The organism is Lysinibacillus capsici, assembly GCF_020217405.1.
Lineage (GTDB): Bacteria > Bacillota > Bacilli > Bacillales_A > Planococcaceae > Lysinibacillus > Lysinibacillus capsici.
In genome coordinates, this window is sequence record NZ_CP084108.1 from 2,945,969 (window position 1) to 2,967,380 (window position 21,412).

Consider the following 21,412-nt stretch of genomic DNA (forward strand, 5'->3'; position numbering starts at 1 on the left):
AAACGTATAAACGCTGTGAAAAGCGTTTATACGTTTTTTAATGTGGATAGTAAATAGTCATACTAAGTCTTGTTACTGTACTACCTGGATTGCTGTATGTGTGTGGACGGTCAGCCTTAAATCGTATGGCATCACCACTTGTTAATCGATAATCCTGACCCTGTATATGGATGATTAATTCCCCATCAAAAACGGTTATATATTCCTCCGTTCCTTCTCGATGAGCCTCAGCATCTAACGTTCCATTTTGTTTGATTTCAATTGTATAAATTTCAAAGCGACTATCCTTTTGATATGGAAAGTGAGGATAAACCATATATCGGCCATGGTCTTCCTTCAATACTTGAATCTCTTTACTGCGAATAACCTCCGTCTCAGGTTGGGGAGGATGCATAAGCTCTGTAAACGAAACCCTTAATCCATTTGCAATTTTCCAAATCGTTGTCAAAGTTGGACTGGATTCTCCCCTCTCAATTTGACCAATCATCGTTTTACTCACGCCGCTAAGCTGAGAAACCTTCTCTAAGCTTAATTTCTCCCTTTCTCGAATTGCCTTTAAATTTCTCGCAAAGACGAGATGAATTTCTTCCATCCAAAAGCCCTCCTCTTATGTACAATATAGCGTGCATTTTGTATAATAAAACGACCGACGTTATACAGTCTATTTCGTGCATTATATCACACAACTTGAAAGAGGTGTTTATTTTGCCTGTATTTTCTTTCTTACTATTTATCATCATTACAAGCTTTACACCTGGCCCTAATAATTTTATGGCGATGGTTTTTGCTAAACAATATGGCTTAGCGAAAACGATTCCATTCTGTTTAGGTGTAGGGATTGGTTTTTTCATCATTATTGGTTTAAGTAGCTTTTTTAACACGGTCATGTTAAACATTTTACCTGCCATTGAATTACCCTTAACCATATTTGGTGTAGGCTATATGTTGTACCTGGCTTATAAAATTTTAACAAGCAAAGAATTAGAGGATCCCGACAACGAAGAAGAAAAACGAAACCTATTTTTTTTAGGAGCGTTCGTTCAATTTATTAACCCAAAAGGTATTTTATTTGGTCTTACTGTTGTCGCAACTTACATCCTACCCTACTACTCATCCTACATAAGCTATCTATTTTTCTCTTTCTTTTTAGCGCTAGTAGGTGTAAGCAGTACATTTAGTTGGGCGTTATGTGGCTCCGTTTTTCAAAAGGTTCTACAGCAATACCGAAAACCGTTTAACATGATCATGGCACTATTATTAATGTACAGTGCTGTTTCCATTGTTGCACATTAAAAAAACAGCCCTCTGTCGGTAGAGGGCTGCTTCATCAGCAACTTATTTTGTATACGTTAAAACGGCATTTTTCTTGAATTTTGCTAAAGCTTCTGTTGCCTCATTTTTGCTCGCATACTCAAAAATTCGAACGTCCTTTTTATCAAAAACTGTAATAACCCACATGTGAAAAGCTCCCTTCACTCATTATTTTTGTAATATAACAACCACCAAAATTTGTGATACGACTTATCAACTGTTTTATAACAATTCCTTACTTGATTCTTATTTTACGCTGATTTTTTCAAAAAGAAAGCTTTATGTGAAGGTCTTCACAAACTGTTCAATTTCAAAACGCTTTCATTGAACAATTTGTGAAAACCTTGATTTTATAGGTATATCCACTGCCAGTGAAGTCAGGTCTATCCGTCTCTTTTCATCTATAGCCAAAAAACCGTACAAAAGTACGGTTTTTGCTGTAGTAGTAGATTTACATGTCATAAGTTTAACAAAATACTTCTTCTTGTTTATGTGTTAATTCAATTTCGAAGCCCAAATCCTCCAGCATACGATAATCGCTATTCGCTTCCTGTCCAGTTGTTGTTAAATAATCCCCAACAAAAATACTATTAGCTGCATAGAGACCAAGTGGCTGAAGTGAGCCTAAATTGATTTCACGACCACCCGAAATACGGATTTCCTTTGTCGGATTGATGTAGCGGAATAAAGCTAAAACCTTTAAACAATAGCGGGGATTTAAATCCTTTGTCCCTTCTAGCTTTGTGCCATCAATTGCATTTAAAAAGTTTACAGGAATAGAATCAGCGTCCAATTGATGGAGGGCGCGTGCAATATTGACGACATCCTCTTTTGTTTCCTTCATCCCAATAATGGCACCCGAGCAAGGTGAAATTCCATGCTTTTTCACAATCTCTACCGTATTGACACGATCCTCATATGTATGTGAGGTCGTGATGAAGGAATGATGACGTTCCGATGTATTTAAATTATGATTGTAACGATCCACCCCCGCTTCCTTTAATTGCTGTGCCTGTTCTTCTTTTAGTAAGCCAAGACAGGCACAAACTTTCAAGCCATACTTTTCTTTTATTTCAGCAACCGCCTCACTCACGACATTGACATCCTTACGTGTTGGCCCACGACCACTGGCTACAATACAATACGTCCCAATCTTATTGTCAAACGCTCGCTTTGCACCTGCTAAAATTTCCTCTTTTGTAATAAATGGATATTTCTCAATAGGAGCCGTTGATTTAGAGGACTGGGAGCAATAGCCACAATCCTCAGGACAATAACCGCTTTTGGCGTTCATAATCATGTTCAATTTAACTTTTTTACCATAATAATGACGACGAATTGCAAAAGCACCATCCATAAGCTGTAATAGCTCATCATCCTCACTATTTAATATGGCGAGTGCCTCTTCATTGCTAATGATCTTCCCAGCAATTACTTCTTGTGCTAATTGGTAATAATTCATATTACATTCTCCCCCTCTACGTGTGAAAATTTCACATTTCTTGCTGACTGAAATACTTTATACAAGCGCTCAGCTAATAGCGCTGATGTAATAGCTAAGCAAAAATCAGCGACAATACTACTTAAAAAGCCGACAACAAACACATGTGACCAGCTTGATTCCATGTCTAACCAAAAATTCAATGCTACATACAAATAAGGAACAGCCACAGCATAAATAATAACCAGCCCAATAATGGTTGCTGCAATAAAATGCTTTTTCGTCGGCGTCTCAATCCTTTCAATAATGAGCCCAATCACATAGGCGGCTAGGGCAAAGCCAATCAGATAACCAAAAGTTGGCTGTAAGACATATGTGATACCACCACCCTGTGTAAAAACAGGTAAGCCTACTAAGCCCACGCCGATATAGACAAGTTGACTATAAAAACCATTCCGACTACCCAATAAACAGCCTGCTAAAAATACAAAAACAATCTGTAATGTAAACGGTACGACAGGCAATGGAATTTTAACAAAAGCTCCGATTGCTGTTAGAGCAGCAAACATGGCAATCATGACAAGCGCTAATGTCTGATGTCTCTTACCCAATCTTAGCCCCCCTTTCCTTGAAAAATTGTTCGATTGTCTCTTTCGTTGTATGAATCATAAAGGCCATTTCCTCTTCAGAAATAATATAAGGTGGCATAAAATACAGAACATTGCCAAGCGGTCTGATGAGTAAGCCTTTCGTTAAAGCCCGTTGATAAATTTGATAGCCGATTCGCTCCTCATTGGTGAACGCTTCTTTTGTCCGCCGGTTCTTCACTAGTTCAATCGCTCCCACTAAACCAACTTGTCGGTATTCACCCACATAGGGCATATCACGAAAAGCTTCCATGGCTAACGCTCGCATGTATTGTCCCTTGTGCTGAATCATCTCTATCACTTGTTCCTCTTGAAACATCGTTAACACTTCCAACGCCACACGACAGGCCAAAGTATTGCCTGAATAGCTATGCGAATGTAAAAAAGCCTTCATTGTTCCGTAATCATCATAAAAAGCGTCATAGATTTGCTCCGTCGTTAAGACAACAGATAATGGTAAATAACCACCCGTTAGCCCCTTTGATAAACACATAAAATCTGGCATGATGTCCGCTTGTTGACAGGCAAATAATGTACCAGTCCGACCAAAACCTACAGCAATTTCATCTGCAATGAAGTGCACATCATAATGTGAGCACAACGCCCGTAAGCGCTGTAAATAGACAGGTGGGTACATTTTCATACCTGCTGCAGCCTGAATTAATGGTTCAATAATAACTGCCGTGATTTCCTCATGATACGCTTGAAGTTGTTCCTCAACAAATTGACTACATGGTGCATTACAGCTTGCTGGATCTTCCTGAAATGGACAGCGGAAGCAATCTGGCCCTTTAGCACGAACAGTATCTAATAACAGAGGCTGGTAAACTTCATTGTAAAGCCCTACCCCTCCTATGGATAAAGCACCAATAGTTTCTCCATGATAGGCATCCGTCAAGGCGAGAAAGCGCTTTTTTGCTGGTTTCCCCGTCTGCATATGGTATTGAAAGCTCATTTTCAGTGCAACTTCAATAGCAGATGAGCCATTATCGGCAAAAAAGACTTTATGTAATCCCTGTGGTGCTAATGCAGTTAATTTTTCAGCCAATTGTATGGCTGGTTCATGTGTAAAATTAGCAAAGATCGTATGCTCTAATGTAAATGCTTGCTCACTTAAAGCTTGGCTAATACGCGGATTGGCATGTCCAAATAAATTAACCCACCAAGAAGATACAGCATCCAAATAACGTTGATCATGTTCGTCATAAAGCCACACGCCTTGTCCCTTTTTTATGACGATGGGTGGAAATGCCTCATAGTCCTTCATTTGTGAGCATGGATGCCAAACATGACGTAAATCTCTTAGCTGTAAATCAGTTAATGCTTGTTTCATAGTTAAAAAGCCTTTCAAACAGTGTGGTGCGCGTCATAGCAAAATCCATTAGCTGTGACAAATTTTGTAGCTTTGGAATAATCGCATAGGGCAAGGGATGGTACTGTAAAATCGTTTGTATATTATCTTGCTCCATACTGCTGCCCGTGTCCCCGTTAAACACTATGCCAAGAACATCAACTTGACGAGCGCGCAATGCCTCTATTGTTAATAATGTGTGATTGATCGTCCCTAGGGATGTCCTTGTAACAAGTACTACTGGCAACTTGCTACTGAGGATAACATCAAGCAGCGTCATCCCATGGGGAGCAGTAAAAGGAACAAAAAGCCCACCCGCTCCCTCACATATCACAACATCATAGGACGCTTGCAATAATTGAATCCGCGATAATAACTCTTTGACATCAATTTGCTGCCCTTCCAGTTGCGCAGCAAAATGTGGTGATGCAGCTTCTCTAAATGAATAGCTATTGAGGTGCTCTTGTTGAAGCTTTTGTAAGGAATACTTTTCATACATGGCTGTATCATGATAATAGCCACGATCGTTTTCGTATACCTCTCCTGTTTGCACAGGCTTGTATGGTGAAACTTTCAAGCCTTGTTTTTGTAAATGATACATCAACATGGTGGTGACAATTGTTTTCCCAACATCCGTATCTGTACCGACAACCCAAAAATGTTGCATTGTTAACCTCCCTCTTTTAAGTTAACCATTAACACTATTTAAGTTAACACATATATTTTTGTTTTGTAAATGCTATTTCTATATTTTTCTGAATACACTATTTTTGTTAATAAAAACAGCAAATTTTGTACTAAAATAAGAAAACGCTAAACCCCCACCATTTATGGCAAGAATCTAGCGTTCATTAAACGTCATGAAAGTAATCTCTCGAAAATGATTTCATAGTCTGTTGGTTTCCCATGACCATTATAAGCAATCGGCAATACTTGCACTAAACGCCAACCTTGCTTCGCGTATTCTTCGATTGTTTTCCGATAGGTAGATTCCTGAAAAAAGCTACCTAAATGTGCTTGTACAAATTTATACTCATACATTGACTCACCCCCTGTAAATCTTTACGTAACTACGGAGTCAAGGTTTCAATAATTAGTAGGTTCTCGCTTTTGAATATTATGATTATTTTAAAGGGTTTTAATCTTCACTCGTAGTATTAAACTACATGGGGGTGGTAGTATGTTTGGCATTTTTAAAGAACCAGCGAAGATCATCGATACATATGAACAAGTGCATTCAATTTTAAAATCATTACTTACCTATGAACTAAAAGAATTACCAAATCGCTATGAATTTTGGTATCGTGTGGCCATCCGTCAAGAGGAGTATCGGACATTACAAGCAGGGCATCGGGCAAAAATCTCAATGACTTCTGCCGTAGGGCGTTTTCATCAAACACAATATGAAGTGATGACACAGAAATTAGCAAAGTTTGAACGCCTTTCCGATATTTATAAACTATTTTGTATTGAAGAAGAACGAGAGCTATTAAACCATCGTCTCTCTTTTCATCAAGAAACGATTGCTGCCATCTATGACCATGTTCAACATAAAGAGCTTTATACGTACAGTGATAGTGTTCAGCAGCAATTTTGGGAGGCCATCCGAGATGATCTACTCACTGCTATCGCACACCTAGATTAATTTTTCAGAGACTTCATTTTCTCATGGGAAATAGAAGTCTTTATTTATTTTTAGTAAACTCGCATGATTATTTTGGCTAAGGTTATGAGGGATTCTAAAATTATGCGAGTCCTAAGTCTTCTAATTCCCAACCTAGACAAAAGTTGGTATATTTGAAATAGGAAGGTGATTAATAGATATGTCGAACGAGAAAATTTTAATAGTGGAAGATGATCTAGATATTATGGAGGTTTTATCGCTCACGCTAGCTAATGCTAACTATAGTATATTAAAGGCATCCTCTCTATCCAGTGGCTGGCATCTCGCTGTCACGCAACAACCAGATTTAATCTTATTAGATGTTAATTTACCAGATGGTACAGGCTTCGAGTTAGCCAAAAGTATCCGTGATGTGTCGGATGTCATTATCATTTTTGTGACCGTCAATCACCTAATTGAACAGAAACTTGAGGGCTTTGAGGTGGGGGCAGATGATTATATGACAAAGCCATTTATTCCAAAAGAATTATTGGCCCGTATCCAAGCACATTTAAAAAGAAGGAACCCATCAAAGAAAAGTAATATTGTACATATTGATAATTTGTCCATACATTTAGATGAGAAAAATGTTTATAAGGATGGTCAACTTTTAAATTTATTTACGAAGGAGAAGCTGCTCCTCTTTTTTCTAATTGAGCATGCGAATCAAGTGATTAGTGTTGATCAACTCATTGATCATGTGTGGGGTTATGACGGTGTCCCTGATTTGAAAACCGTATCTGTCCATATTAGTACACTTCGTCGTAAAATTGAAGATATCCCCTCAAAGCCGAAATGGATTCAAACAGTGAGAGGTTTTGGCTACCAGTTTGTCTATAAAAAAGAGAGTGGTGAGAAGTAAAAAAACACTCACCACCCCTTTTTAATTTTTTATCAATACCTTAACTAGTGGTAATGTAAAGCTAAATATGCTTCCTTCATTTTCACGACTTTCAACAAAAATCTCACCATTATGCTGGTGAACAATTTGTTTACAAATAGCTAAGCCAATGCCGTGCGAATGTGCTTCATGGATGTTAGTTGCTCGATAATAGCTATCAAAAATAAAGGGAAGATCACTCTCAGCAATACCAATGCCACTATCTGCTATTGAACAAATCAAGTGCTTGTTCTCTACATGGATGGACACTTCAATACCACCATTTGATGTATATTTCATTGCATTGGTCATGATATTTTCAATCACTTGATTGATTCTTGTTTTATCAATCAAGAGCTGAGCTTCTTCATGACCATAAAAGTGAGCACTGAATGTTAATCCTGATTGTTTTACTTCATCCTCATAACGGGTTACCATTTGTAAAAATAATTCCTTCGCCTTTACCTCAGTAAAAGAAAATTCTGCTCTACCAGCTTCTAGATTTGCTAAATCAAACAAATCTTGAATTAAGCTATTTAATGATAGTAGCCTTTCTTTACTCCTGATTAAATATTTCTTTCTGGCTACTGCGTCATCAATCACACCCTCTAACATAAGTTCTATATACCCTAATGTAGAGGTTAACGGGGAGCGTAATTCATGGGAAATACTATGCAAGAGTTTTTTACGTTCCAATTCATTTTTTTCTAAACGTTCATTCATTTTTATCAAATGCCGATTCGTCTCATCTAGCTCCCTAGTACGCAACTGAACACGTTTTTCTAAATCTCCATATATTTTCGCATTTTCAAAAGAAACGGCAATTTGAGCCGCAATCACTTTCAATAGCTGAACATGAGATGGATGGAAAGCATTCGTCATTAAGGTATTCTCAAAATACAAAATCGAAATAATTTCATTTTGATGGATAATCGGCAGGCAAAGAATAGATTTAGCCGTCGAGTAGGAGAAAAGAGGATGCTGTGTCATTTGTGCATTGTCGATAATCACATGCTCTTTACTATTAAGAACATAGCGTATAATCGATTGCATATTCGCATTAAAATTCTCCATACTTTGGTGTTCATACATCGTAAATGTTTTTTCTGCAGCTTCCGCCTTTGCCAACACCAATAATTCCTGCTGCTGTTTATGAATGAAATAACCACTATTTGCCCCCACATGCTTTAACAGTGAAAACAATATTTTATGCAGTAAATCTTCCATACGAATAGCTGTTGCAAATGATTGAGTCGTCTCAAATACCGTCATCATATCAAACGTGAGTGAATCTCTACTGTGATTCTCCAGTTTGCGATGTACTTGATAATCCCTTGCCCATCTTCTAGCAACTGTTTCTGCTCCCCACGTCTCAATATTTTGAATACCATTTCGTATATAATGTCTTGCCGTTTTCTTTTGCTGTTTTGCGAAATAATAGCTTGCCGCTCGTTCATATGCTAGTGCTGTGTCCTGGACAAAACCATTCATACTTGCTAATCGTATTGCTCGGTCATAATAGAGTTCTGCCTCACTGTCGTTGTTGTGTAAACGGTAATTCTCTGCCATTAATAAAGCATAGAGATGCTCATAATTTTCTGAAGAATAAACAGCCCATTTCTTAAATTTCTTGAGGCTTTGACGTATATCCGTTAAATATAACCTCTGCTCCTGTACCTGACAATTTTGATTATGCAGAAAGTGAAATTGCCACATGGCCCGATAAAAATAATAGACCGTGGTGATTGGTAATGTATAAGTGTCCTTACTTAGCTTCTTTAATTCAACCAGAATCGCTTTCCCTTGTATTTCATCCTCTAATAAAAAGGACATTTGTAAACGCACTGAATAATGCATGATTTTTATAGCCGGCTGATCCTGTATTGTGATAGGACAAGCCCAATGTACAGGATGATGAGGAGAGCGGAGGATATTCATCCATCTCCCCATTTCGGCTAAAAAGTCAATTGAAAGGGTACTTGCATGAATAGAAAATTCCTCTTGTTGTCGTTTAATTTCTTGTTGTAAATCCTCTAGGGCAACACCCTGAATAAGTCGTATCGCAACAATAAAACATGAAGCTGAGGATACTAGATGATATAAGCCGAGCTCTTGGCTTTTTGCTTGAGCCTCGTTAATATATTGAATACTGGTTTCATAGGGCTCTGTCCAATGACTGATAAACACGCCATACACATAATAAGTATGGCCCTTGATATATATGCTTTCTTGGTTATCCGCTACAATGATGGCAAGTTTGCCAAAGCGAGTAGCTTCTTTTATATTAGTAAAACCTGCATTTAAAAGCATAGCATAGTTAATCAAAACCATGCCGCTTTTCGATGTAGCGCCATACTTCAACTGTAAACGCAGCCCTTTCATTAAAAGAATGCCTGTTAAGTTAGGATTTAATAGGAAAGCACTTGCCGTCATATTAATAATTAAATGAATCAAAATATCAATTTCTTTACTATTCGTTGGCGGATGCTGCAACAAGTCTTGGTCAGACATATGTCGCAATGCCCATTTCAACAATAAATACTCTTTTAGAAGCTGTGACTTTTTAGGATATGCTGAAATTTTAAGATTCGCAACTTGAAAACCTGCCAGGCCTGCTTCTAGACCAATAGTAGGGTTATCGGACTCAATGTATAATACCGTTTTCAAATTGTTAATCATCAGTTTTTCTAATTTTGTCTGTGCATGCTGCAATGCTTCTGTTAAATGCATTTCCGATTGTTCGTAGTGGCCAGTTAAATATTCACATTCACCTAGATTTGCATATAATTTAACCGACTGTTCTCTCCTAGTCTCCCAATGATCAGGCGCCAATAGTTCTTTACTAGTTGTAAAAAATTTTAGCGCATTTTCAAAGAGTCCTATTCTTTTAGCCTCTATACCGAGTTGATAATTCCAGATAGCCAGCTTTTGCTTTTCTTCCCCAGTCAATAAGTGGCGACTGTAATTGAAATGCATGACGATTTCGCTTAATCGATCATGATCTGCAGCCATTTGAGAGTCATCTGTTAAAAGCTGGCCAATTTGATAATGGTATTTAGCACGCAATTGCCCTGATAAGTCTTGGTAAGCTACTTGTTGAATACGATCGTGAACAAATTGGAATTTGGTAGAAAATGTATGTAAAATCCCTTCATGCTCTAACGTACTTGCCCATTTATAATGGGCATCTAACGGAATAATAAAGCCATTCTCAACAAGTGTTTCCAGGTGTTTTAATAACGCTTGAGCTGATAAGGACACGAGCTTTAAGACATCTGTAAATTCAAAGCGCTGACCAAAACATGCAACTATGCGTAAAATCTCATGGGCTTCTGTTGTTAAAATAGCCATTCTAGTTTCAATAAAGACAAGTAGCTCGTTGTTCAATCGGGATAAATTAAATTTCTTACGATTAAACTCCCATTCTTTTGTTGTAGCATTAAAATAAATCGTGTTATCTTGCTGGAGTGATCGAAACGCTTCTTTCACAAATAACGGATTCCCTTTGGTCAAATTAAATAATTGCTTGGTAATGATCTGTATGGTATGAGGCTTTGCATGGAAAGACGCCTCCAACCATTGTTGAACATGTTGTTCCTGAAGCAAGGGTAAGTGGATATGATGTCCGCTCGAAAAACTAGAAGTTCTTTGCTGATTTTCCTCCTCTGCGCTGTCCTTATTCACTCGGAATGTACCAATCATCATAAAGTATCCTGCTCGGTGTTGCTCAAAAATTTGGGTCATAATTTCAACTGTACTTTGATTGGCCCAATGCAAATCATCTACAAACCATATAACTGGTTTCTTCTGCATAGCAAATGTTAATAAAATTTTTTGAATCGATATAAACGTATAGGAATGGAGCTGTTTTGTATTTTGGCTAACTTCTTTTTGGAAGTGTATTTCCTCCTTCGCAAACCATTTAAGTTCAGGTAATAGATGGATAAGTTCATCTGTCACAACTAATTTAACCTCTTGAAATAATTTTTTCCATAAATGGACAGACCTTTCACCTTCCATATAAACAAATTTCAATAAACTCCTTAAAGGATGAATAACAATGGAATAGTCATTTTCTAATTGCAATTGCTCATACTTAGTTGTAATAAAATAGCCTTTTGCGGCCGCTATTTCACCCTTTAGTTCTTGAACTAACTTGGACTTTCCATACCCTGCTTGTCCTGATATCGTAACCATCTTTTTGTCACCTTTAGCAACCTGACGAAAAACAGAGGATAGCTCTGCGAATTGCGATTCTCTCCCATACAACTTTGTAGACAGTCCCGTATTCAGATGCAAATCCTGTTCACCAAGCAGGAAATTTTCAAGCGGTTCGTTTACTAAAAGTTTCTGTTGGATTTGTAGCAAATCCTCTCTCAAACCAATGGCACTTTGATAACGATCAGCTGGGTTTTTAGCTAATAGCTTTTCAACAATTTCCCAAAGCAATGAATGATAACGACTGTCTATACTTACCAATGGTTCTGGTTTTTTTGTGATGATTTCATAAATCAAATCGACGGCATCCTTTGCTTGAAAAGGCAATTGACCGCCCAGTATTTCGTAAAAAATGGTCCCCAGTGCATATAAATCTGTCCGATAGTCTACCTCTAAATGAAGTCTGCCCGTTTGCTCAGGTGCATAATAGGGTAGCTGTTCTAGTCGTTCATAGGGATTTTCAATCACAACTGGAGATTCTACATCATATTTTGTACTAAATTCAGAGCTTAATAGTTTTATTTTTAAAGAATTAGGATTGATTAAGATTTGATTAGGATGTAGGTGTAGGTAAAGTAAACCACTTTGTTGCATTTTCATACAAATATTGACAAGGTCAATCGCAATCTGTAGAAATTGATGCAAAGAAATCAAGTTATTACTGAATTGCTTTAAGGGGACGCCATTAAAGTTTTCATAAATGATCGCATATTGATCATCTATATAATCAATAGCAATTGGCTTTAATAACCAAGGATTTTGCTCATTCGAAAACAAAGAAAATTCATATTGTAGTTTGGCTCTTGTCTCTGCTGTATTATAATGAACACTTTTTACCAGTACCATTTTGTTAAATTTCTTCATATACATTCTTTGTAGATGCCAATCTTGACTAGACTGTAAAAGAATATAATCATTCACACATAAACCCTCCTCTTCAATGCTAGTTGTTTATTATCTTTGTAACCGCTTTATATTTTTGCAACGCTGCCCAGCAAGCTAAAAACGAGGCTCTCTAACTTCTTTGGTATAATATGATAGAGCTCCAATTTTCGGTTTGTACCGATTAATGGGTTATATTCCTCTTCAAATGAACAGATGGCAGTCGCTTCACAATAATCTGCGATTTGCAATAACTCTTCTTTGCTTGTTGTAATGTCTATCATAATAGGACAGATTCCCTTTACATAAAAAACACCTTCTAGTAACAGTAATGGAATACTTGCTCGTAGATTTTGATCGACTAGAAAGATGGAAGAGCTTTTTGTTTTCGTATCTTTTTGTAATAACCTTTACTCGTACATTTTCTAACATTAAGTACATCGATTGGGTGTACGGGAATAAAAATTTGGGGGATGCCTTCTATGTTGCTCAATAAGCTTATTATAATATTTCTCCATTAAATGCGCTCCGTCTTTTATTTAAGAAAATTTTCTCTCACTTTTATCATAAGCATACAATTTTCAACATATAAATCTTTCACTAAAACAAAGCCCTCCTGTAAATCAGCCATTTTTCTTGGAAATTAACACCCCTCCTATTTCAGTACATTAAAACTATAATCAATAAAAAAATAGTCAATGTTTTGTGATCAAAACATTGACTATTTTTTATAAGTAATTTCAATGATGTTGGCTCATTGCCATTCCTTCTACAAGCATTTGTCTAAATTCTTGTACCTGGTCTGCTTTAATGGCTATGTGACTATAGTGCTTCTTGATCCCTAGCATAAACGTTACTTCCACAGGCTCTTTCATTTTCAAAATAAAGTGCGGATAGGCCTCACCGAAATCACGTGCTATAAAGTCTATTGTATCTTTTGATAATTTCCCCTCTAATCGCTCCTTGTCTTCGATGATTTCAGCAATATGAGCAAAACGAATTTCAGTACGTTTCATTAATCCCAGAGATAAGTACAATGTATCATTTGTGACATAAACAGGATTTAGGCGAATAGCCTGCATATCCGCAAGAAAGAAGATTACTGAATAAATATTAAAAACAAGCAACACAATGGAAAGTATCATTGACTTTTCATGTAGCCACCAGTGAATACCAATCGTTTCAATAGCAATCCCATGAATAATCATGAGCTGAAAAGCGATATAACTAGATTTTTTATGCAAAGATAAACCTTGTCGTTCTTGTCTTTTCCAACTCGCGAAACCATAATAAAGCACTAATAAATCAGCACAGATCATCTGAATAACTGGATGCTTGGGTGCATGTTTTTCTACAGCTTTTGAAAATGAAAAGAGATCTGGTAAAGAGCTTCTCCGCACTTCCCTTAGGATTTTTGGCAGGTATCGTACAAGTGTTGCCACTAGGATAATTTCTACTAGAATAATAGACCCTTCAATCGCAAATCCAGCCCATGTCACTGCCACATAAGGCTGAAGGTGTTCCATAGGAATGATAAAACGTGCAGCAATACAGCCAGCTGCAGCTAATAGGATGGCTTGCTTTAATGAAAATTTACCTTTATAAAGCATAAATAGCACAGGCACCACCACAATACAGTCAATTAATGAGCCCATGACAACACCATTTGTTTTGATAGGTAAAAGGGATGTGCCAAATCCTGTATTATAGAGTGTATAGTTACTCGCTAATACCACTAATAATAAGGCTAGCCAAATATTTTGCTTACTTTTTAAGACCATCATTCACAATGCCCCCTCTCTACTAATAATTTTACTTTATGCCAAATGGTTCATCTTGTATAGAATTTGAGAATAAAAGATGGCCCTATTTCCATTCACGTTCAATTATTTTTCACACTTAAAAACTTCTTACGATAAACATGTGGCGGATAGCCAGTGTATTCTTTAAACTTTTCAATATAATAACTGACAGTACTAAAACCTGTATCAACCGCTATTTCTGTTATAGATCGCTCATTACCTTTCAATAATTCTATGCTTTTGCGCAGTCGATATTGGCATAAATAGGTAAACGGTGTCATGCCCACTATTTTCTTAAAAAAACGACTACATTCAGCGCGACTTATATACACATGGCTAGCTAAATCTTCTAATGCTATTTTCTGCTGATAATGTGCATGTAAAAAATCTAGCATAGCTTTTGCTCGTTCATGCTGCACAATAATGGCAGAATCCATTATTTGTTCTGTCAATAAGGATTGGGTTAGCATGGATTCCCAAATAAATAGAAGCTCTCTCCGTACCATTAACTCAAAAAAAGCGGTTTGCTCTCGCAATAATTCCGCAATCGTTGCTACTTTCTGTGCTAACTCTCCTGTTAGTTTGACATAAGGTATTCGATTTCTTGTAATATAAGGTTCTACATATTTTGAGAAAAAGATACTGCCCTCATGCCCCCCCATTAACTTGGGATCTACATTTACACAATAAACGATCGCTTGTTCAATTTGATAAGGTTTCGCTTCATGTAAGCCGGAGGCATTAATAAAGAGTCCCTCGCCTTGCTTCAATACAAAAACGTCCGTCCCCACTCGATACTGTGCACATCCATTTTTTATAAAAACAAATTGTATTTCTTTATGCCAATGGAGAGGTAGAAAATCCATACTTTCTAATCGCATAATCGTTTCATACAAGGCAACTGGAAATTCCTTCGTTCCGTGCAAGGTTAGTTCTTGTAAATCCTTGGCAATTTTAATATGTGTTAACGGCACCTACAACACCTCAATATATTGATATTTTATTGGATTAAATCGATATTTATTTCCATTTCATCACTTTATAATCATCATATATTGATAGTTTAGGAGATGTAAACAGATGAATCAAATTATCCAAAATAAACGTACACTGGGCTTTCTACTAGTTATTCTTGGAGCAAGTTTCTGGGGAATCGGAGGGACCGTTGCCCAACGATTATTTCAGCAGGACAATTTAGAGGTCGGCTGGCTTGTTTCTAGTCGTTTACTTTTAGCAGGTCTGTTACTAATTGCTATTTATAAAATGACCCATCGGCATGAATCCATTTTCGTCATATGGCGCACAAAGCAAAATGCTTTTAGACAAATTTTATTTAGCATACTCGGTATGCTTGCTGTCCAATATACCTATATGATGTCAATCGCTATTGGTAATTCAGCTGTAGCCACATTATTGCAATATTTAGCACCGCTGTTTATCATGGCTTATTATTTTCTAACGAGGCAAAGTCCATTGACAAAGCAGGATGGTATAGCTGTGTCACTTACACTTGTGGGGACCTTTTTATTATTAACAAACGGTTCTTTTTCAACATTGTCCGTTCCTTTTATGGCTGTGTTGTGGGGTATCTTATCGGGTCTTTCTGTTGCATTTTATACCATTTATGCCGTACCACTTTTACAGCAATTCCATTCATTACTAGTTGTCGGCTGGTCGATGATCCTCGGTGGTATAGTAATGAGTATAGCTCACCCACCATGGGCTATCGATCTATCAGATTGGACGTTTTCAACCATTGCCTATTTTCTCTTTATTGTTATTTTTGGGACAATGCTCGCTTTTTGGTTTTATATTGCTAGCTTGCACTATCTTTCACCCAAGGAGTCAAGCCTACTAGGTAGTCTTGAACCATTAATGGCTGTCATCACAAGTGTTTGGTGGTTAAAAATTGCTTTTGGTGGCTATCAGTTTATTGGTACACTGCTAATTCTTCTTATGATTTTATATCTTACAGTATTTCAGAAAAAGTAGCATTAAAAAACAGAAAATTAAGATAATTATGGATTTTGATAGTCAATACCTCCTATTACCGAGATAGTAATATATGAATTTATACATAAAATTTACATATTTCATCTATCTTTTCTCCTTATTTGTCTACTATACTGTACATAATAACAAATAGAAGGAGGTATTTTATGGATAAAAAAGTTATTTTTTTCGAGGTGGAAGGCGGCACAGATAAAGGACCAGATGGCTATCGCCCAGATACAATGCCAATGGTAGAAGCACTACAGCAACGTGGACAGGATGCAGAGGTACTCTTCTTTGATATCACAAAAAAGCAGGAAATCTTTCACTACGTGAAGGAATATGGTGTTGCCTATGTATCTCGCATTAACCCAGGTAACTTACAGCATGAGGAAGAGTACTTTGCTATGCTACGAGAGCTATGCCAAGATGGCGTTATAGGGATGCCACATCCAGACGCCATGATTAGCTATGGTTCAAAAGACGTATTATCAAAACTGACGACAACGAATTTAGTACCTGATGATACATTTGCCTACTACACAATCGAAGCATTCAAAAAACAATTCCCTACTTCCTTAGCCTTAACAGAGCGTGTTTTAAAGCAAAATCGTGGTTCAACTGGCGAAGGTATTTGGCGTGTAAAATTAGTGGAACCGCTAGCAGAGGGTATCACTGAAGTGCCACTTGATGCCCAAATCAAATGTACTGAAGCAAAAGATAATCATGTAGAATATTGGCAGCTTGGCGACTTTATGACATTTTGTGAGCAGTATATTACGGGGACGAATGGTATGTTAATCGATATGCGCTTTCTTCCAAGGATTACAGAAGGCGAAATTCGCTTATTCATGTTGCGCGATCATCCCGTACATGTCGTACATAAAAAACCAGCTGCTACCGAGGATGCCTTTAGCGCAACTCTATTCTCTGGCGCTCAATACCGCTATGACAAGCCTGAAGACTGGCAAGAGCTGGTACAAAACTTTTTAAAGCAGCTCCCTCAAATAACAAACCTACTAGGTAATTATGATTTACCGCTTATCTGGACAGCTGACTTTATGCTCGATACCAATGAAGACGGAGAGGATTGCTATATTTTAGGTGAGATGAATTGTTCTTGTGTTGGCTTTACTTCAGAACTAGCATTAGCGCATGAAGTAGCAGAAGAAATTTTAGCTTGTATAAAAGAGCATACCGAGGCTATTGCGCAATAAAAAAAGTGCGATCTTTAGGGATCGCACTTTTCATATATAAATCTTAATTCCTTGTATAAATTCATAGATAAAATAACAAGCAAAACCAATCAATAAGAAGCCTGCGACAATTGTAAATGTCCTAATCATCTTCCGATTCATAGCTTTACGAGTAACCGAGATAATGGTCAGCAAACCGATATCGTGGAGTAAAATTCCACTTAAAACACCAGCAGCAATAATTAAAAAGCTCGTTGACTCCCCTTGTCCATAAGATTTTGCTAGCACCACACCAAATACGTTGACCCAAAAAACGAGATTACCGGGTGAAATGGCCACTAGTAAGCCGTTAAAATAAGAGGCAAAAAACGATTTGGTTACTTTTTCTCCTGCCAATGTAATATCATGGTCAGCGTTCTTGATAGAATCATAGCCTAACAAGAATAAAAAGCCCGCTCCAATAATCCACATAGGGAGTTGAATCATAGGCATAGCCAAGATGGAGGCTAGTCCCATATACAGAGCAAAAACCAATACAATATCAATGGTCATACCACCAAGCCCAACAGCCCAGCCGTGCATAAAACCATTTTTGAGTCCTTGCTTTGTCATTTCTACTGTAATAGCTCCTACAGGCATGGCAATGGCAAGTCCTACCAATACATACGCTACATATAAACTCAAAAAAACACTTCTTTCATGTCATCGATAAGCTTCATACGTCCGTTTATGGTTTCACTATAGCATAATTATACTTGAAAGGAAATAATTATTAAAAGTTACATGTCTTTTTACCTGTTAGAGCATTTGCTTTTTCCATTGCGCTAACAAATCTTTTGACTTCTCCAAATCCAATTTCAATGTGACCTGCTTAGCTGTACAACGTTTTTTAGCTTTCTCCCATGCTTCTTCCAAGGCAGGTAAATAGCTTAAATTTTTTGTCGCTGCTACTAGCTGAAAAAATATATTACCTTGAATATAGTGCCAACGAGGGTTCATTCCATCTAGGAGTATTGCTTCTTCAATCAGTCTTAATGCCAAATATGGGCTACCTTCGTGACGATTTAAAAACTGTGCAAATGCTCCCCAATACAATGCCTTATTGGGCTGCAATTTGATTGCCTCCGCATATTGTACGGATGCCTTATCCTGTTCTTTTGCAAGGACATAATATTCCGCCATTGTATAATAGGCGTTCGCCTGCGCTTCTAAAGGTCCTGCTAATAATTCATCGACCACTTTACCAAATTGCTCATCATCCTGACTACCTATATAAGCTGCGAGAACATCTCGTTCTGGATACGAGCCATCTGTTCGTTCCACATTTTGCTTTACTTTGTCGTCAGTAGGCTGAGGCATATTTGCATACCCATTTGCCTCTAGCATTGCCACATGCTGCTGAATGACTTGATAGGCCTCTTCTTCGATCGCTGTAACATTGCCCAATATTTCTTTAGCTAGTTGATAACTTTCCTTTACTTGACCACTCAAAAATAAGTCATTGACTTGTTGAACTTGCTCGTTCATTTGTTTTACCACCATTAAAATCCTCACCTTCGCAAAAGAAAAATCTTATTGCTAGTTTACCATTTAAGTAGTATAAGCAAAAGCCAACATGTCCTAATCTTTCTATTATTCTTTTAATTTAAACGCCTTTACATGCTGTTCGAGTGTGTGTGCCATGTGATTTGTTTCATTAGAGCCTTGTGCCACCTCATCAATGCTTGCAGTTGTTTGCTGCGCTGCGACAGTAATCATATTCATCGTTTCTTCTATATCACGAATAGATTCTGTTAATTGTTGAATCATTTGCACAATACGTGTAGATTTTTGATTTTCAGCGGTCATAGCATTAGAAATGGTAATCATTTCTTCTACTGTTGCAGCCACTGCTGTCGAAATATTTCCTAAAGATTGTGCTGTTAGACGCACTGTCTCTGTTCCTTTTTCAATATATTGCGTATTATCATTCGTAGATGACATGACCTGCTGCACATGCTTCATTATATCCTGAATAAGCTGTTCAACTTGCAATACCTCTTGATTAGATTGCTCAGCAAGCTTCCGTACTTCCTCAGCAACAATAGCAAAGCCTTTACCATGCTCCCCTGCTCTAGCCGCTTCAATGGAAGCATTCAGTGCTAGCAAATTTGTTTGTGATGCGATGTTCGCAATAGACGTTGTAATGGTTTGAATTTTGGTTGCAGATGTAACCAGGTTTTCTACTGTTTGTCGTACCTCACCTGATCCGCTGTGAATTAATGCCATATCATTGCTTATATCTTTTGCTAGTCGCTCACCTTCTGTTGCTAATTCCATCGTTTGTCGAGCATTATCGGCACTGTTATTGGCATTGCTTTGAATCTTTTGAAGGTCCTGCGCTAAAGAAGTAAGAACATCTGTCGCATTTTCAGCATGGTGCATCCCTGCCGTCACGGCACTTGTTACCTCTTCGATATTATTGGCGACACCTTGAATGGTATTGCTCATATCGTTCAAGGTGGAAGCGGTTTCATCTGCGTTATTCGTTAAAGTATTAGAAGTGGATCGCATCGTCATAATCATATTTTGTAAATTAGCTGTCATTCGATTTAATGTATTGGCTAAATCTGCTACTTCATCTTTACTGTTAATTTTTGTTTCAGGTACTGCTAAATTACCATTGGCTATTTCTTTCGCCTGCTGAATCAGCACACTAATCGGTCTTACTTTACGACGGATTAAAAAGCCTGTGATGATAGAAGCAATTAGCATAGGGAAAATACTAATTAAAATCCCATTTCGTACAACATCCCATGTTCGCTCCTTCACGATATTGGCATCAAAGTCGATGACACTAATGGCAATAATCTCTTTACTGGAATCATGGTCTTTAAAAATAGGGGCATAGCCAGATAAACGGTCCATCCCTGCATAAGTATAGGGCTGTGAGTATGTTGGATGCTTATGTGTAAGCAACATATCAATAGCTTCTTTATCTAAATAAAATTGATCACCAGGGGCATAGCCTTTTTCAGCCAAATGATCATCAAGCGCTAATAATGTGCCATCCAATGATACTATATATTGCGTTTGGAAAATATCTTTATGACCTGTTGTCCAGTTCAAATCGTTCCCAATGTTTTCCTGTACAGCCTTGTCGCCTTGAATGGCCTTGTCCAATTGTTGCGGATTGATCAAACCTGTCGTAATATTGGCACAGCCATAGGCCTCAACACCAGCAGCATCATAAAGTTTATTGTAAGCAGTTATGTATGTAGCGAACGAAGTAATCCCTAGCATCACCACTAAAATACCAGCGATAATCGTCCCAAGTTGAAAAGTTAATGAATTGCGTAATTTCACGATCCATCCTCTCCCCTTTCTTGTAATAATCTATGAATATTCCTTTTGTGTTTCATCATACTACAAAAAGATGTATTAAAAAAGCATCTTTAATTATTCTAGTAAGATAAAAACATTGGAAAAAGTTCTGAATTGTGCGATAATTGAAGTTAATTATCTTAAATCCTGAGCATTACCAATTCATCTAATAGGAGGGCTTGCTATGAATAAACGCTTTCATCTAGTATCGATTGTTACAGGCAACTTGTTAACAATAGGGGCCATTTTTATTTATGCCATGCAAAGTCAAGTGGGAGTAGCCCTCAGTACGTATGCTCTTGTGATGGGTTTTTTTAGTACTTTGCTTGTGGTTTTCTTCTATATATGGGGGGAAGAAAAACAACAAGTATCCAATCGTTTTCTGAAATAATATGCATCATTTTCCAGTACACAGATACCTGTAGCACGTTTAATGTGGTTCCTTCCCTTTCTATATGTAGAGGGATTTTTTTATGTAAAGTTAGTAGAAATGATTTAGTAGTTGGTATCAAATCGTCAATCGGAAGAGATACTATGTCAAAACATTCATTTAGAAAAATATTTACTTGATGTCGTAGTATCTTGGATGAATTGTGATGAAACTTCACCAATTAATTAAGTCTATACAACAGCTATTTTTACTAAAATGGCGTTGTAGATTTATTC

Annotated in this window: 20 protein-coding genes; 6 read left to right on the forward strand and 14 right to left on the reverse strand. The window is 37.3% G+C overall.

The window, feature by feature from the left end; all coding sequences use genetic code 11:
• Positions 1-37: 37 nt before the first annotated feature.
• Positions 38-592, reverse strand: a complete 555-nt coding sequence (locus tag LCP48_RS14560) for a helix-turn-helix domain-containing protein (protein WP_225340315.1) — start codon at positions 590-592, stop codon at positions 38-40.
• Between the two features lie 113 nt (positions 593-705).
• On the opposite strand from LCP48_RS14560, the gene LCP48_RS14565 reads away from it, so the two are divergent.
• Entirely contained in the window at positions 706-1,293 is a 588-nt protein-coding gene (locus tag LCP48_RS14565) for a LysE family transporter (RefSeq protein WP_004231264.1), read from the forward strand.
• Between the two features lie 42 nt (positions 1,294-1,335).
• Here the strand turns inward: LCP48_RS14565 and LCP48_RS23355 are convergent, their stop codons facing one another.
• The 6 genes from LCP48_RS23355 to LCP48_RS14590 all read right to left on the reverse strand — a co-directional run bounded on the left by LCP48_RS23355 (position 1,336) and on the right by LCP48_RS14590 (position 5,791).
• A complete protein-coding gene (locus LCP48_RS23355; protein WP_004231260.1) occupies positions 1,336-1,458 on the reverse strand; it encodes a hypothetical protein in 123 nt (40 codons plus the stop codon).
• A 319-nt stretch (positions 1,459-1,777) separates the two neighbouring features.
• Positions 1,778-2,773, reverse strand: a complete 996-nt coding sequence (gene bioB / locus LCP48_RS14570) for a biotin synthase BioB (protein ID WP_004231258.1) — start codon at positions 2,771-2,773, stop codon at positions 1,778-1,780.
• Complete coding sequence (locus LCP48_RS14575; RefSeq protein ID WP_225340316.1) at positions 2,770-3,363, reverse strand: biotin transporter BioY; 594 nt, start codon at positions 3,361-3,363, stop codon at positions 2,770-2,772. Before LCP48_RS14575 ends, bioB begins: the two co-directional genes overlap by 4 nt.
• Positions 3,356-4,732, reverse strand: coding sequence for an adenosylmethionine--8-amino-7-oxononanoate transaminase (bioA, locus tag LCP48_RS14580; RefSeq protein WP_004231254.1), 1,377 nt, complete (start codon positions 4,730-4,732; stop codon positions 3,356-3,358). Before bioA ends, LCP48_RS14575 begins: the two co-directional genes overlap by 8 nt.
• Positions 4,713-5,417, reverse strand: a complete 705-nt coding sequence (bioD, locus tag LCP48_RS14585; protein ID WP_225340317.1) for a dethiobiotin synthase — start codon at positions 5,415-5,417, stop codon at positions 4,713-4,715. Before bioD ends, bioA begins: the two co-directional genes overlap by 20 nt.
• Positions 5,418-5,608: 191 nt before the next feature.
• Positions 5,609-5,791: a DUF4177 domain-containing protein gene (locus LCP48_RS14590; RefSeq protein WP_004231251.1), complete on the reverse strand. Its 183-nt coding sequence runs from the start codon at positions 5,789-5,791 to the stop codon at positions 5,609-5,611.
• 139 nt (positions 5,792-5,930) lie between these two features.
• On the opposite strand from LCP48_RS14590, the gene LCP48_RS14595 reads away from it, so the two are divergent.
• Together LCP48_RS14595 and LCP48_RS14600 are read left to right on the forward strand one after the other, a co-directional pair.
• Positions 5,931-6,395 carry a hypothetical protein gene (locus tag LCP48_RS14595; protein ID WP_004231249.1) on the forward strand — a complete coding sequence of 155 codons (465 nt, stop codon included), beginning with the start codon at positions 5,931-5,933 and terminating at the stop codon, positions 6,393-6,395.
• A 178-nt stretch (positions 6,396-6,573) separates the two neighbouring features.
• The gene (locus tag LCP48_RS14600) at positions 6,574-7,275 is read left to right on the forward strand and encodes a response regulator transcription factor (protein WP_004231247.1); all 702 of its coding nucleotides are present in this window, start codon (positions 6,574-6,576) and stop codon (positions 7,273-7,275) included.
• A gap of 21 nt (positions 7,276-7,296) precedes the next feature.
• Here the strand turns inward: LCP48_RS14600 and LCP48_RS14605 are convergent, their stop codons facing one another.
• From LCP48_RS14605 to LCP48_RS14620, 4 genes are all read right to left on the reverse strand, one after another.
• On the reverse strand, positions 7,297-12,432 hold the full coding sequence (locus LCP48_RS14605) for an ATP-binding protein (protein ID WP_225340318.1): 5,136 nt from the start codon (positions 12,430-12,432) through the stop codon (positions 7,297-7,299).
• Between the two features lie 50 nt (positions 12,433-12,482).
• Positions 12,483-12,677 (reverse strand): hypothetical protein, encoded by a 195-nt coding sequence (locus LCP48_RS14610; protein WP_004231244.1) that lies wholly within the window; start codon positions 12,675-12,677, stop codon positions 12,483-12,485.
• Between the two features lie 456 nt (positions 12,678-13,133).
• Positions 13,134-14,177 carry a hypothetical protein gene (locus LCP48_RS14615; protein WP_004231240.1) on the reverse strand — a complete coding sequence of 348 codons (1,044 nt, stop codon included), beginning with the start codon at positions 14,175-14,177 and terminating at the stop codon, positions 13,134-13,136.
• A 98-nt stretch (positions 14,178-14,275) separates the two neighbouring features.
• On the reverse strand, positions 14,276-15,169 hold the full coding sequence (locus tag LCP48_RS14620; RefSeq protein WP_202341179.1) for an AraC family transcriptional regulator: 894 nt from the start codon (positions 15,167-15,169) through the stop codon (positions 14,276-14,278).
• 106 nt (positions 15,170-15,275) lie between these two features.
• On the opposite strand from LCP48_RS14620, the gene LCP48_RS14625 reads away from it, so the two are divergent.
• Positions 15,276-16,187: a DMT family transporter gene (locus LCP48_RS14625; RefSeq protein WP_225340319.1), complete on the forward strand. Its 912-nt coding sequence runs from the start codon at positions 15,276-15,278 to the stop codon at positions 16,185-16,187.
• Positions 16,188-16,354: 167 nt separating this feature from the next.
• Positions 16,355-17,404 (forward strand): Cj0069 family protein, encoded by a 1,050-nt coding sequence (locus tag LCP48_RS14630; RefSeq protein WP_202341181.1) that lies wholly within the window; start codon positions 16,355-16,357, stop codon positions 17,402-17,404.
• A 30-nt stretch (positions 17,405-17,434) separates the two neighbouring features.
• On the opposite strand, the gene LCP48_RS14635 is transcribed toward LCP48_RS14630, so the two are convergent.
• From LCP48_RS14635 to LCP48_RS14645, 3 genes are all read right to left on the reverse strand, one after another.
• Positions 17,435-18,067: a LysE family translocator gene (locus tag LCP48_RS14635; RefSeq protein ID WP_004231229.1), complete on the reverse strand. Its 633-nt coding sequence runs from the start codon at positions 18,065-18,067 to the stop codon at positions 17,435-17,437.
• Between the two features lie 114 nt (positions 18,068-18,181).
• Positions 18,182-18,925 carry a tetratricopeptide repeat protein gene (locus LCP48_RS14640; protein ID WP_004231227.1) on the reverse strand — a complete coding sequence of 248 codons (744 nt, stop codon included), beginning with the start codon at positions 18,923-18,925 and terminating at the stop codon, positions 18,182-18,184.
• 90 nt (positions 18,926-19,015) lie between these two features.
• Positions 19,016-20,728, reverse strand: coding sequence for a methyl-accepting chemotaxis protein (locus LCP48_RS14645; protein ID WP_004231225.1), 1,713 nt, complete (start codon positions 20,726-20,728; stop codon positions 19,016-19,018).
• A gap of 202 nt (positions 20,729-20,930) precedes the next feature.
• Between LCP48_RS14645 and LCP48_RS14650 the strand changes: the two genes are divergently transcribed.
• Positions 20,931-21,137: a hypothetical protein gene (locus LCP48_RS14650; RefSeq protein ID WP_004231223.1), complete on the forward strand. Its 207-nt coding sequence runs from the start codon at positions 20,931-20,933 to the stop codon at positions 21,135-21,137.
• Positions 21,138-21,412 lie beyond the last annotated feature (275 nt).